Genomic DNA, 12,405 nt, shown 5'->3' with positions numbered 1-12,405 from the left:
ATTTCCTCCTTTTACCCAAATCTTCCAGAAATATAATCATCGGTTTCTTTTTTGGCTGGATCCAAAAAGATTTTTTTCGTACGATCAAACTCGATTAAATCTCCATTTAAGAAAAAGGCTGTCTTATCAGAAATTCGAGAAGCTTGGGACATATTATGTGTCACCATGATCATTGTATATTTATCTTTTAATTCTAACAAAGTATTCTCGATCTTACCAGATGAAACTGGATCTAGTGCACTAGTCGGTTCATCTAATAAGATGATTTTTGGATCGACTGCTAATACCCGTGCGATACATACCCGCTGTTGTTGTCCACCAGATAAAGAAAGTGCGCTATTGTGTAATTTATCTTTCACATCTTCCCATACAGAAGCCGCTTTAAGACTTTCTTCTACAACACGATCAAGCTCTTGTTTATCCGTAACACCTTTTAAACGCAATCCATAAATCACGTTTTCATAAATTGAAAACGGGAATGGGTTCGGTTGCTGAAACACCATGCCGATTTCTTTACGTAGATCAACAGTATCTGTTTTCGGACTGTAGATGTCTTGTCCGTTATATAATACACTACCGGTAATCGTCACATTTGGGATGAGATCGTTCATGCGATTTAAACTACGTAAAAAAGTTGATTTTCCACAACCTGATGGTCCAATCATTGCCGTAATTTCATTTTCATGAATCTCTAGATCGATTCCTTTAAGTGCTTCTTTTTTACCATAATATAAGTGCAAATCTCTTGATGTGATAATTGGTTCTGCCATAATCGCTTCCTCTACTTTCTAACCAAAATGTCCTGATACATAATCTTCAGTTGCTTGTGTTTTTGGTCGCGTGAAGATTTTACGCGTATTATCGTATTCAATGGCATGTCCTAAATAGAAGAAAGCAGTATAGTCACTGATCCGTGCCGCTTGTTGCATGTTATGCGTTACGATAACAATCGAATACTGATCCTTTAGATTGACTAACGTTTCTTCGACAGTACCAGTTGAAATTGGATCGAGTGCACTAGCAGGTTCGTCTAATAGCAAAATATCTGGTTTCATCGCAATTGCGCGGGCAATACATAAGCGTTGTTGCTGTCCACCAGATAACGCATGCGCACTTTTGTCTAATGAATCCTTGACTTGATCCCATAATGCTGCTTGTTTTAAACTGGTTTCGACGATTTCATCTAGTTTTTTCTTATCTTTCTCACCATGGCGTTTTAAAGCAAACGTGATGTTTTCATAGATCGATTTACTAAATGGATTCGGACGTTGGAATACCATACCGATTCGTTTGCGCATCTCATAGACATCGACTTCTTTTGAATTCACATCGACACCGTTATACATGATTTGACCTGTAATTTTAGTATTGGCGATCTCATCATTCATGCGATTCAAACTACGTAAATAAGTCGATTTCCCACATCCTGATGGTCCGATCAAAGCTGTAATTTTATTTTTTTCAAATGCCAAATCGACACCTTTGATCGCTTCATTTTTCCCATAGTAAACATGAAGATCATGTGTTTGTAGGATAATATTTTTTTCTTCTTCTAACGTGATGATATGACGATCATCTAAGTTGTATTGTTTCATGCTCGTTCTCCTTATGCAGCTGACGTCATTTTCTTATATAGACGTTTTCCAAGCGCGCGTGCACCAAAGTTAAAGGCTAACACGGCGATGATCAAAACAGCTGAGGCTCCAGCAGAGATAATCTCTCCATCTGGTTTTGTTCCTTCAGAATTGATTTTCCAAATATATACCGCTAAGGTTTCTGCTTGTCTAAAAATACTTAATGGACTAGATACACTTAGTGGATTCCAGTTCGTAAAGTCAAGTGCTGGTGCACTTTGTCCGGCTGTATAAATCAACGCCGCAGCTTCACCAAAGATACGTCCCGAACTTAAGATCACTCCAGTTAAAATACCTGGCGTAGCTTCTGGTACGACTACACGAAGGACTGTTTCCCAACGTGAAAGTCCTAATGCCAATCCCGCTTCACGTTGTGTAAAGTGGACCGATTTTAACGACTCTTCCACATTACGCGTCAACAGTGGTAAGTTAAAGAAGGTCAACGCTAACGCTCCAGACAAGATCGAAAATCCATATTGAAATTGAATAACAAACACTAAGAAACCAAATAACCCTACAACTACAGAAGGTAATGAACTTAAAATCTCAATTGCTGTACGAATGACATCTGTCACCCAGTTTTTCTTTGAGTACTCCGATAAATAAATACCTGCACCCAATGAAATCGGAAAGCTGATGATCATCGTGATCAACAATAGGTAAAATGAGTTAAACAATTGAATCCCGATCCCACCACCTACTTGATAGGCTTTAGACGGTTGCGTTAAGAATTCCCATGAAATGTGTGGAACACCACGCACTAAGATATATAGTAACAAGGCAGCTAGAATCAGTACGATCACGCCAGAAATCGCATAAAGGATCCCTGTTGCAATCTTATCGGCACGTTTTGCTGACATTATTTAATAGCCCCCTTTTTTCCAATTAAACGAATCACAATATTGAAGAGTAATGACATTAGCAATAAGATCAATGCTAATGACCACAGTACATTATTTTCTAATGTTCCCATGATCGTATTTCCAATCCCCATTGTTAAGATCGAAGTCAACGTTGAAGCTGGTGTAGTCAAGCTGGTTGGAAGCAATGCAGCGTTCCCGATCACCATTTGAATCGCTAACGCTTCACCAAATGCACGTGCCATCCCAAATACGACTGCTGTTAAAATACCAGGTACTGCCGCACGTAAAACAACTTTGTAAATGGTTTGCCAACGTGTCGCACCTAACGCTAGAGAAGCCTCGCGGTAATGACGTGGCACAGCTTTCAAAGCATCGACTGTCATCGTCGTCACAGTAGGTAAAATCATAACAAACAATACAAACGTTCCCGCTAAAATCCCAAAACCAGTTCCTCCAAAAATAGAACGAATTACAGGTACGATAACAGAAAGTCCGATAAATCCATAAACTACCGAAGGAATTCCAACTAACAACTCAATCACTGGTTGTAAGATTTTTTGGCCTTGTTTAGGTGAGATTTCCACCATAAAAATGGCTGCACCAATTGCAAATGGTGTCGCTAAAATTGCCGATAAAAATGTCACAATAAATGATCCTAATATCATAGGTAATGCACCAACTAAAGGTTTGCCATCTGAACCTACAGCGCTAGGATTCCACTTGGTCCCAAAGAGAAAGTCAAACACATTGACCTTATCTACGAAAAACGTCGCAAGCCCTTTACTCGCAACAAAAAAGAAAATCGATAGTACCACTACGACAATCAGTGCGATACATAAAAAGCTGATGATTTTTCCAAATTGTTCCATTCGTGCACGTTTTGATCGTTTTGTTAACTCATGTTTTATATCTTCCAAGAGGGTTCCTCCTCAAAACTATTTTTCACTTTACTAGTGTAATCTTTTGATTTCAATTTCTTTTAAAGCTTACGTAAAGATCAAGTTAAGATTGTAAATTTTGTGTAAAGACTATTTAATAATATTTCCTTGCCAATCACGTTTCACTTCCATCTGCGTTACAGGGATATAACCCATTTTTCCTACGATTTCTTCTTGGACTTTATCTGATAAAATATAGTCGATAAATTGCGTAGTCAATTCAGTTGGATCTTTTAACGTATACATATGCTCATATGACCAAATAATCCATTTGTTTGTTTTCACATTATCATCATTTGGTTCGATATTATCAATTTTTAATTTTTGAACATCCTTATTCACATAAGAAAACGCCACATAACTGATCGCGCCAGGTGTATCCGATACGATTTGACGTACCATTCCGCTTGAATCTTGTTCTTGTGATTGTTTTGCAGAAGCGCCATCTAAGACCCATTTTTCAAAAGTTGCACGCGTTCCACTACCTGAAGCACGGTTTAGTAATACAATTGCTTGATCCGCGCCCCCGACTTCTTTCCAGTTCGTGATTTCACCGGTAAAGATTTGCTTCAACTGATCCATTGTGACACTTTCTACACCGACTTTTTTATTGACGATCGGTGTGATCCCAACTACAGCAACTTGATGATCTACTAATTTACTAGCATCGATTCCTGATTTTTCCTCAGCGAATAAATCTGAATTTCCGATATCTACCGCACCAGATTGGACTTGGCTTAATCCAGTACCGCTACCACCACCTTGAACATTAATAAATTCCCCCGGATGGTTGGTTTGGTATTCATCGGCTGCAGACTCCACTAACGGTTGTAACGCAGATGATCCAACGGCTGTGATCGATTCCCCTCGGTCAATCCATTTCGCGCAGCCGCTTAATAATAACCCTGTCGCGAGTAAAGAAAAGACGATTAAGCTTGTTTTCTTCATATTTGAACTCCTCATTCCATATATTCTTATATCTCTATCTTACCATCTAAATGGGACTTTAATAAACTCTTAGCTAAGGATCTCTGATTTTTTTTGCTAAGAGCGACCCAATTGCCATAATAACAAACGATGTAAAGAAAAGATAGCCATTTTTTTGATCTTTTTACGAAAAAAAGTAGTCCTATGGAAGTGACTTCCAAGGACTACTTTTATAAAATTCTAGCAGAGATTATTCATTTTCTTTTAACGCATCGCCAAGTAAATCGCTCATTGTAAAGCCAGTTGATTCTTCTGGAAGTTCATATGACTCTTCTTCAACGACTTCTTGTTCTTGCTCTGGTTTTTCTTCTAATGCTTTGATACTTAGAGCAATACGATGTTCATCTGGGTGGACTTCTAACACTTTCACTTGTACACGATCACCTTCATGAAGAACTTCATGTGGAGTTGCAATATGTTTGTGTGAAATTTGTGAGATATGCACAAGTCCTTCAACACCTGGTAACACTTCTACAAAAGCACCAAAGCTTGTTAGACGTTTTACTGTTCCTTCAATAACAGCGCCTGTTTCAATTGTTTCTGCTACTGTATCCCAAGGTCCAGGCAGTGTATCTTTGATCGATAACGAAATACGTTCAGAAGCTGGATCAACAGATAATACAGCTACATTCACTACATCACCTACTGATAATACGTCACTTGGTTTCGCAACATGTGCGTGTGAGATTTCAGATACATGGACTAGTCCATCGATTCCACCTAAGTCTACAAAAGCACCGAAATTCGTTAAGCGCGCAATTTTTCCTTCTAATTGATCACCTTCTGCGATCGAAGACAATAACTCGGCTTTTTTGCCTTCTTTTTCTTGTTCAACTACTGCCTTATGAGACAGGATCAAACGGTTTTCTGAAGGTTCGATTTCGATGATCTTCAATGTTAATGTCTTACCTTTATATTCTTCAAAATCGTCTACAAAATGATCTTCAACCATTGAGGCAGGAACGAACCCACGTACACCGACGTCGACTACTAATCCACCTTTAACGATGTTTGTTACTGGAGCTTCTAAAATTTTACCCGCTTGGAAATCTTGCTCAATATCAGCCCAAACTTTTTTCGCGTCAAGACGACGTTTTGATAGTAAGTAACTACCATTTTCTTTGTCTTTTCCAATTGTTGAAATAACAACTAGATCCAACACATCGCCGACTTTTACAACTTCATGAATATCGTCAACTGGTAAAGTAGAAAGTTCTTTTGCAGGAACAACCCCTTCAACTCCAGCACCTTCGATACCAATAATTGCTTGTTTGTCTTCAATCGCTAATACTTCACCTGTTACAATATCGCCTACACTAACTTCTTTTACATTGTTTAATGCAGCTTCCATTGAATCATTAGCATTTTCGACTTGATTATTTTCAAATTCCGTCATAACGTATGTCCTCCTAACCAACAGTTCATAAAATCATGGTACAATTTCTAGTTTATGCTATTCTGACAAAAAAATAAAGCGATTTCTACTGAAAAAATGAATTTATTCTAATTTTTCTTTTTTTCGCTACTTGGGGAAATGAAATAAAGTTTTCATTTCGTTTGACGGTACTGTTTTAGGTAAAAATTTGCTGTTTCTTGATTCATTTTGTCTTTTATTAAACAATTGGTCACATAATCGATTTCTGCACCAACTGCACCCACACTCATCGCAAGCGCACGAGCTTGTAAAGACATATGACCTTGTTGGATCCCTTCACTGACTAATGCGCGTAAGGCAGCGAGATTTTGAACTAAGCCAATTGCTGCTGTTAGTGACGCCAATTCAGTTGCTGTTGGAAAATCAGCTAGCTTATGGACTAGTTTCGCTTTAGGCAATAAACTGATCGCACCACCAACAGCTCCAAGTAATGCCGGTAGCTCAATCGTACCAATTAACTGCTCTTCTTGTATTTCCCAAGTAGATAACCCTCTATATTGGCCACTTTTTGCAGCAAAGGCATGTACAGCAGCTGAAAAAGCCCGCGTGTCATTTCCTGTGGCTAACACAAAAGCTTCCATTCCATTCATGATCCCTTTATTATGCGTCACGGCACGGTACGGATCGATTTGTGCTGCTTGTGAAGCTTGAACAATTTTTTTCGCCACAAGTTCTCCGGGAGCCGTTTTCGCCAATACATGAAACGGTAACGTCACTGTCGCACGTACGATTGCTTCAGTTGCGTAATTGCTTAAGATGCCCATCAAAATCTCTTCTTTTGTTTGCGTAACGAGATAAGCTTTGACTGCCTCAAGCATCGTGTTGACCATATTTGCCCCCATCGCTTCTTTAGGATCGACAATCAAATCACAAGAGATATAGTTTTCAGACAACTGGCGAATCTCAATTTGCTTGATCCCGCCACCTCGTAAAACGATCGATGGTTGCGCTTGATGCGCATACGCGATCATTTGCTCTTTATTTTCCTCTAAACATGCACGTAATGCTTCAGCGTGTTGAACATCTGGAAAGATCAATTGTCCACGCACAAATTTTGTCGACATCGTTGTTTGAACTCCACTTTTTTGCGCCATTTTTGCGCCATAATTACATGCTGCGATGACTGAAGGCTCTTCGGTTGCTAAGGCTAATGTACGCACGATTCCATCTACATTCAATCCATTTACGATTCCAAGTGGCACTGAAAATTCACTGACTTGGTTTTCAATCAAATGACTTGCTAGTTCTTGTGGTAAACTCTGGTTGGCAAGTTCGTTTTGTTCTACTTGAGTCAAATCCTTCAACTGTGCTAGCTGTGCTCTTCGTTCATTTGTCGTTAATTTATAAAAAGGCTTATTGTTCATCTAGAGTCTCCTCAGGTATATGCAAAAGCAAGGCTAATCCTAAGCCACCACCTACACATAATGAAGCGATCCCGACTTGTTGATGCGTACGTCTTAATTGATGTACTAAAGTCGTCACGATTCGCGCACCAGTTGCCCCAATCGGATGACCTAAAGAAATTCCACCACCGGCAATATTGACTTTTTTCGTATCTAATTTCAACGTATCTTGCACGACGATCGACGAAGCCGCAAATGCCTCATTGATTTCAAATAAATCAATATCTGCTATCGTGACTTGATTACGTTCAAGTAAACGGGTAATCGCCGTAATCGGTGAAATCCCCATAATATCAGGTTCGATTCCCACTTCCACGATATCATCGATCTCAGCAAGGTACTCGATCCCATGCTCTAAAGCATAACTCTTCGTACACAACAACAATGCGCTCGCACCGTCATTGATTGTAGAAGCATTCCCTGCTGTGACAGTTCCATCTGATTTAAAGACGGTTTTTAATTCTGCTAACTTTTCCAGTGTTGTTTGTGCTCGAACACCTTCATCTTTGATAGCCTGATCTAAGGGAATCAATTCCTGATCAAACCAACCGTTTTCTTGGGCTAGAGCAGCTTTTTTTTGTGACTGATACGCAAATTGATCTTGAGCATCTCGTGAGACAGCAAAGCGTTCAGAAACGTTTTCTGCAGTCATTCCCATTGCTTTTCCTGAAAATGCATCCGTTAGCCCATCTTGGAACATGACTTGTTTGGGATGTGTATATGTGTCGGTTTGTTTATCATAATCCACGATTGTTGGCGCGTTCGTCATACTCTCTACTCCACCAGCAAGTACGATCTCAGCTTCGTTTAATAACAGCATTTGGCGTGCATGACTGATCGCTTTTAGTCCTGATCCACACACTTCATTAACGGTTACTGCAGGTACACGAACATCTAAATCCGCGCGCAAAGCAATTTGGCGTGCTGGATTTTGTCCATTGCCGGCTTGCAATACATTCCCAAAGACGACGTAATCGATTTTATCTTTTAATGATGGTTGTTTGTTTAAGATTGCTTTTGTTACTTCAACCCCTAAATCCACTGCTTGAAACTTACTTAGCATTCCTTTATATTTTCCTACTGGCGTTCGTAAAGCCTCAATAATCACAATTTTTTCCACTTCGCCACCTCCATGTAAAAATATAGCATGATTCTGCTAAAAAAAACACCTGACAAAATCGTGAATATCCAGGATTTCTTAATTTTTTAACAAACTTTAAATTTCTATCATTTGTTCCACTTTTTTCATAAAATATGCTATTTTTATAGTATAACGATTTAAAGGAGAACGATATGCGCGTAGGTATAGATAAGTTAAATTTTTTTGTTCCATCTTATTTCATGGACATGACGACTCTAGCAGAAGCTAGAAATGTTGACCCTAATAAATTTTTGATTGGCATCGGACAAAGCCAAATGGCTGTAGCACCAAAAACTCAAGATATTGTTACATTTGCTATGAATGCAGCTTTACCCATGTTATCTAAAGAAGATAAAACAGCGATCGACATGATCATTGTAGGGACTGAATCTAGTATCGATGAGTCAAAAGCCTCTGCTGTAGTATTACATCGCATGCTGAACATTCAACCTTTTGCTCGTTCATTCGAGATCAAAGAAGCTTGCTACGGGGCAACAGCAGGTGTCCAAATGGCACTATCACATGTGCAAGCAAATCCAAAAAGTAAAGTTTTAGTGATCGCTAGCGACAATGCACGTTATGGATTACATTCTGCTGGAGAACCGACACAAGGTGCAGGTGCAGTTGCGATACTGATTGCAGCTAATCCACGTATTGTAGAATTACAACAAGATACAGTTGCCTTAACTCAAGACATTTATGATTTTTGGCGTCCCGTAGGCCATGAATATCCACTAGTAGAAGGTGCTTTATCCAATCAAACGTATATCGAGTCGTTCCAAAAAGTTTGGACAGAATACAAAAAACGAACTCAATTGTCCTTTGAAGATTTTGCAGCAATCACGTTTCATGTTCCCTATACTAAAATGGGGAAAAAAGCCATCATGAGCGAACTAGAAAAAGAGACAGCTGTTACTCAAGAGCGACTACTTGCTCGGTATGAAGAAAGTATTGCATATAGTCGACGTATTGGAAATCTATATACAGGCTCTTTATACCTCAGTGTGATTTCATTATTAGAACAAAGTATGGCTTTAAGCGCAAACGACCGCATCGGATTTTTCAGCTATGGTTCTGGAGCAGTAGCGGAATTTTTCTCTGGTCGACTAGTATCCGGCTATAAAGAGCAACTGAATAAAGAAGGCCATGAAGACTTTTTGGATAATCGACATGCATTAAGTTTAACTGAATACGAAACATTCTTTACAGATAAACTAATACCTGATCAAGATCAAACATTTTCAGATCCACAACTATTCAGTATCCAATCGATCGAGAAAACTATACGTACTTATAAAGAAATATAAAAAAACAAGCGAGATTACTCGCTTGTTTTTTTACGTTCGGTGATTTCTACATGTCGATTTTGTCCTAAAATCAATGGGACGGTTTCATATTTTACTTCGCTATATTCTAAACCAAACCAATTTTCTGGAGCAACCGTAAATTTTTTGATCCATAATTTCAATTGCATCACTTGACGATCCCATTTATTTAAACTAGTATGTGTCGCGACCGATTCTTGAATCAAAATAAATTGAAAATCACCTACGATACGATTAGGTCGAATCGAATACTGTTGTGGTTGTTGCTTGATCCGTCCATCTTTCATAAGTTGCTGTACGATTTCGCGAATGTACAAATTGATTTCTTGATCAACTCTAAAACCTAAATGTAATTTGACAAATACAATAAAATCCGTATCGAACAATTCTACTTCATATTCTTTCGTATAAGGTTCATCAGTGACTTCTACGTTGATAAACCAATACACTTTGGCTCGCTTTGGCGATTTATCAAGGATGGAATACAAATACTCTTTACCAATCTTATCTTGATTCATATTTGGAACCATAAATAAAATATTCGTTTGACTCAGATCAATGGTTTGATCTTCTCGTAAAGCTGCAAGTTGTGGAATAAAAGGTTTCAGCGCAATTTCTTCGCTTTCACGTGCAACAATTGTATTTCCACGTTGCCAAATAGCCATCAGTCCTACGATTATCAAGGCCATCAAGACGGCTACATATCCGCCATGGAAAAATTTCATGACACTTGAAATAAAGAAAATCAATTCAATTACACCAAAGAATACTGTAATGCTAAGCGCGAGATAGCGATTATACGCACTTTTGATTAAATAAAAATACAAGAGAATCGTCGTAGTAAGCATCGTCACAGTAATCGACAGTCCATATGCTGCTTCCATTTTCGTTGATGTTTGAAAGCCAATAACCACGAACGAACATGCCAACCATAAAACGAAATTGATAACGGGAATATATACTTGACCAATATTTTTCCCTGGATAATATAACTTTAACCTTGGAAATAATTTTAATTTGATTGCCTCAGACACTAATGTAAATGATCCAGATAATAATGCTTGCGATGCAATAATCGCTGCGATAGTAGCAAATAAGATCCCGATCCAAAGAATATTCGTTGGCAATAATGCAAAGAAGGGATTGAAGTGCTCAGATACCGATGCTTGCTTATCGATCAAATTTAATAAAAATGCCGCTTGTCCAAAATAATTCAAAAGCAAACAAATTTTTACGTAAGGCCAGCTAATATGAATATTCTTTTTCCCCACGTGTCCCATATCAGAATAGAGCGCTTCAGCACCCGTTGTTGCTAAAAAAATATTTCCCAAAATAAATAGTCCTAATTTATTTTGTTCACTAAATAAGATACGTACTGCATAGATTGGGTTTAACGCACGTAAGACAGATACATCTTGGATAAAGTACACGAATCCGATTCCGCCAAGAAAAGTGAACCACAAAAACATAATTGGGCCAAAAGCTTTTCCTACAAAATCCGTTCCAAAACGTTGAATCGAAAATAAAACGAGCAAAATGATTAATGTAATCCCAATGATGACTTGTTGATTTTGCCCAAAAATATCGATAAATAATGGTAGATCACGTAAGCCTTCAACTGCGGTTGTGACGGTAACAGCAGGCGTTAAGACACCATCTGCTAATAACGCAGCTCCTCCGATCATAGCAGGGATGATCAACCATTTTTTTGATGTTCGCACCAAGGAAAATAATGCAAAAATCCCACCCTCTCCATGGTTATCCGCTTTTAAGGCTAACCAGACATATTTAATTGTTGTTAAAATCGTTAATGTCCAAAAAATCAACGAAACTGCTCCTAAAATAAACTCACGATTTAAAGATGCGATACCCCCATTTTCAACTACGATTGCTTTCATAACATATAATGGACTCGTCCCAATATCCCCATATACGACCCCCATCGCCACTAATACTCCTGCAAAGCTTAGCTTATTTCGTACTGCTTTCTCCATGTTCTGCCTCCTAATATAAAAATAAAAAAAAGACCTAAGTATACGATATACGTATACTTAGGTCTCGCCTTTAATTTATTAGACCAGTCATTTCTGACTTGCTGTTGATCTAATAACACATAGTGTGTGCTACTCCCCTAATGGATGTATTATGTCTGAAAACATGTCAAAAGTCAATCCCATAAACTGGGGTAGCTGGATTCGAACCAACGCATGAGGGAGTCAAAGTCCCTTGCCTTACCGCTTGGCTATACCCCATTAAAAAAAGGGCGAACGATGGGAATCGAACCCACGAGTGCCGGAGCCACAATCCGGTGCGTTAACCACTTCGCCACGATCGCCATATTACTTATTACCCAAATAAAAAACTAAGATGAAAGACATCTTAGTTAATACCGGCGGCCGGGGTCGAACCGGCACGCCCTCAACGGGCACTGGATTTTGAGTCCAGCGCGTCTGCCAATTCCGCCACGCCGGCATAAATAGTATATTAAATTATAATGTACTAAGGCGGTAACCGGATTTGAACCGGTGATGAAGGTTTTGCAGACCTCTGCCTTACCACTTGGCTATACCGCCATATTAAGTTTCCAATTAAGGAACTGGGGTAGCTGGATTCGAACCAACGCATGAGGGAGTCAAAGTCCCTTGCCTTACCGCTTGGCTATACCCCATTAAAAAAAGG

General features: G+C 38.9%; 8 protein-coding genes, 5 tRNA genes and 1 pseudogene. 1 reads left to right on the top strand and 13 read right to left on the bottom strand.

Annotated elements, in window-relative coordinates; all coding sequences use genetic code 11:
* Positions 1 to 11: 11 nt before the first annotated feature.
* The 7 genes and pseudogenes from pstB (QZ413_RS00855) to QZ413_RS00825 form a co-directional block, all read right to left on the bottom strand.
* Positions 12 to 770 (bottom strand): phosphate ABC transporter ATP-binding protein PstB, encoded by a 759-nt coding sequence (pstB, locus tag QZ413_RS00855; RefSeq protein ID WP_297074602.1) that lies wholly within the window; start codon positions 768 to 770, stop codon positions 12 to 14.
* An 18-nt stretch (positions 771 to 788) separates the two neighbouring features.
* Positions 789 to 1,595, bottom strand: a complete 807-nt coding sequence (pstB, locus tag QZ413_RS00850) for a phosphate ABC transporter ATP-binding protein PstB (RefSeq protein ID WP_016185233.1) — start codon at positions 1,593 to 1,595, stop codon at positions 789 to 791.
* Positions 1,596 to 1,606: 11 nt separating this feature from the next.
* Entirely contained in the window at positions 1,607 to 2,494 is an 888-nt protein-coding gene (pstA, locus tag QZ413_RS00845; RefSeq protein ID WP_297074600.1) for a phosphate ABC transporter permease PstA, read from the bottom strand.
* On the bottom strand, positions 2,494 to 3,414 hold the full coding sequence (gene pstC, locus QZ413_RS00840) for a phosphate ABC transporter permease subunit PstC (protein ID WP_297074599.1): 921 nt from the start codon (positions 3,412 to 3,414) through the stop codon (positions 2,494 to 2,496). The genes pstA and pstC overlap by 1 nt, the downstream gene beginning before the upstream one ends.
* 111 nt (positions 3,415 to 3,525) lie before the next feature.
* Entirely contained in the window at positions 3,526 to 4,383 is an 858-nt protein-coding gene (locus tag QZ413_RS00835) for a phosphate ABC transporter substrate-binding protein PstS (protein WP_297074598.1), read from the bottom strand.
* 229 nt (positions 4,384 to 4,612) lie between these two features.
* Positions 4,613 to 5,818, bottom strand: coding sequence for a 30S ribosomal protein S1 (gene rpsA / locus QZ413_RS00830; RefSeq protein WP_297074595.1), 1,206 nt, complete (start codon positions 5,816 to 5,818; stop codon positions 4,613 to 4,615).
* A 152-nt stretch (positions 5,819 to 5,970) separates the two neighbouring features.
* Positions 5,971 to 8,380 (bottom strand): annotated as a pseudogene (locus tag QZ413_RS00825) (hydroxymethylglutaryl-CoA reductase, degradative).
* Between the two features lie 173 nt (positions 8,381 to 8,553).
* Here QZ413_RS00825 and QZ413_RS00820 point away from each other — a divergent pair.
* Positions 8,554 to 9,708: a hydroxymethylglutaryl-CoA synthase gene (locus tag QZ413_RS00820; RefSeq protein WP_297074593.1), complete on the top strand. Its 1,155-nt coding sequence runs from the start codon at positions 8,554 to 8,556 to the stop codon at positions 9,706 to 9,708.
* A 14-nt stretch (positions 9,709 to 9,722) separates the two neighbouring features.
* On the opposite strand, the gene QZ413_RS00815 is transcribed toward QZ413_RS00820, so the two are convergent.
* The 6 genes from QZ413_RS00815 to QZ413_RS00790 all read right to left on the bottom strand — a co-directional run bounded on the left by QZ413_RS00815 (position 9,723) and on the right by QZ413_RS00790 (position 12,394).
* Positions 9,723 to 11,720, bottom strand: coding sequence for a KUP/HAK/KT family potassium transporter (locus QZ413_RS00815; RefSeq protein WP_297074592.1), 1,998 nt, complete (start codon positions 11,718 to 11,720; stop codon positions 9,723 to 9,725).
* A gap of 186 nt (positions 11,721 to 11,906) precedes the next feature.
* Positions 11,907 to 11,978: transfer RNA gene (locus tag QZ413_RS00810), tRNA-Gln, on the bottom strand.
* A 10-nt stretch (positions 11,979 to 11,988) separates the two neighbouring features.
* A tRNA-His gene (locus QZ413_RS00805) sits at positions 11,989 to 12,061 on the bottom strand.
* A 52-nt stretch (positions 12,062 to 12,113) separates the two neighbouring features.
* Positions 12,114 to 12,198 (bottom strand) — tRNA-Leu (locus QZ413_RS00800).
* 30 nt (positions 12,199 to 12,228) lie between these two features.
* A tRNA-Cys gene (locus tag QZ413_RS00795) sits at positions 12,229 to 12,299 on the bottom strand.
* Between the two features lie 23 nt (positions 12,300 to 12,322).
* Positions 12,323 to 12,394 (bottom strand) — tRNA-Gln (locus QZ413_RS00790).
* Positions 12,395 to 12,405: the final 11 nt, after the last annotated feature.

The organism is uncultured Enterococcus sp., from assembly GCF_913775425.1.
Lineage (GTDB): Bacteria > Bacillota > Bacilli > Lactobacillales > Enterococcaceae > Enterococcus_G.
Note: the sequence above shows the minus strand (reverse complement) of the source record. Positions and strands in the feature narration are given on the sequence as shown.

Coding starts and splice junctions, on each gene's coding strand:
- pstB (WP_297074602.1), bottom strand. CDS start 770: ATGGCAGAACCAATTATCACATCAAGAGATTTGCACTTATATTATGGT.
- pstB (WP_016185233.1), bottom strand. CDS start 1,595: ATGAAACAATACAACTTAGATGATCGTCATATCATCACGTTAGAAGAA.
- pstA (WP_297074600.1), bottom strand. CDS start 2,494: ATGTCAGCAAAACGTGCCGATAAGATTGCAACAGGGATCCTTTATGCG.
- QZ413_RS00835 (WP_297074598.1), bottom strand. CDS start 4,383: ATGAAGAAAACAAGCTTAATCGTCTTTTCTTTACTCGCGACAGGGTTA.
- rpsA (WP_297074595.1), bottom strand. CDS start 5,818: ATGACGGAATTTGAAAATAATCAAGTCGAAAATGCTAATGATTCAATG.
- QZ413_RS00820 (WP_297074593.1), top strand. CDS start 8,554: ATGCGCGTAGGTATAGATAAGTTAAATTTTTTTGTTCCATCTTATTTC.
- QZ413_RS00815 (WP_297074592.1), bottom strand. CDS start 11,720: ATGGAGAAAGCAGTACGAAATAAGCTAAGCTTTGCAGGAGTATTAGTG.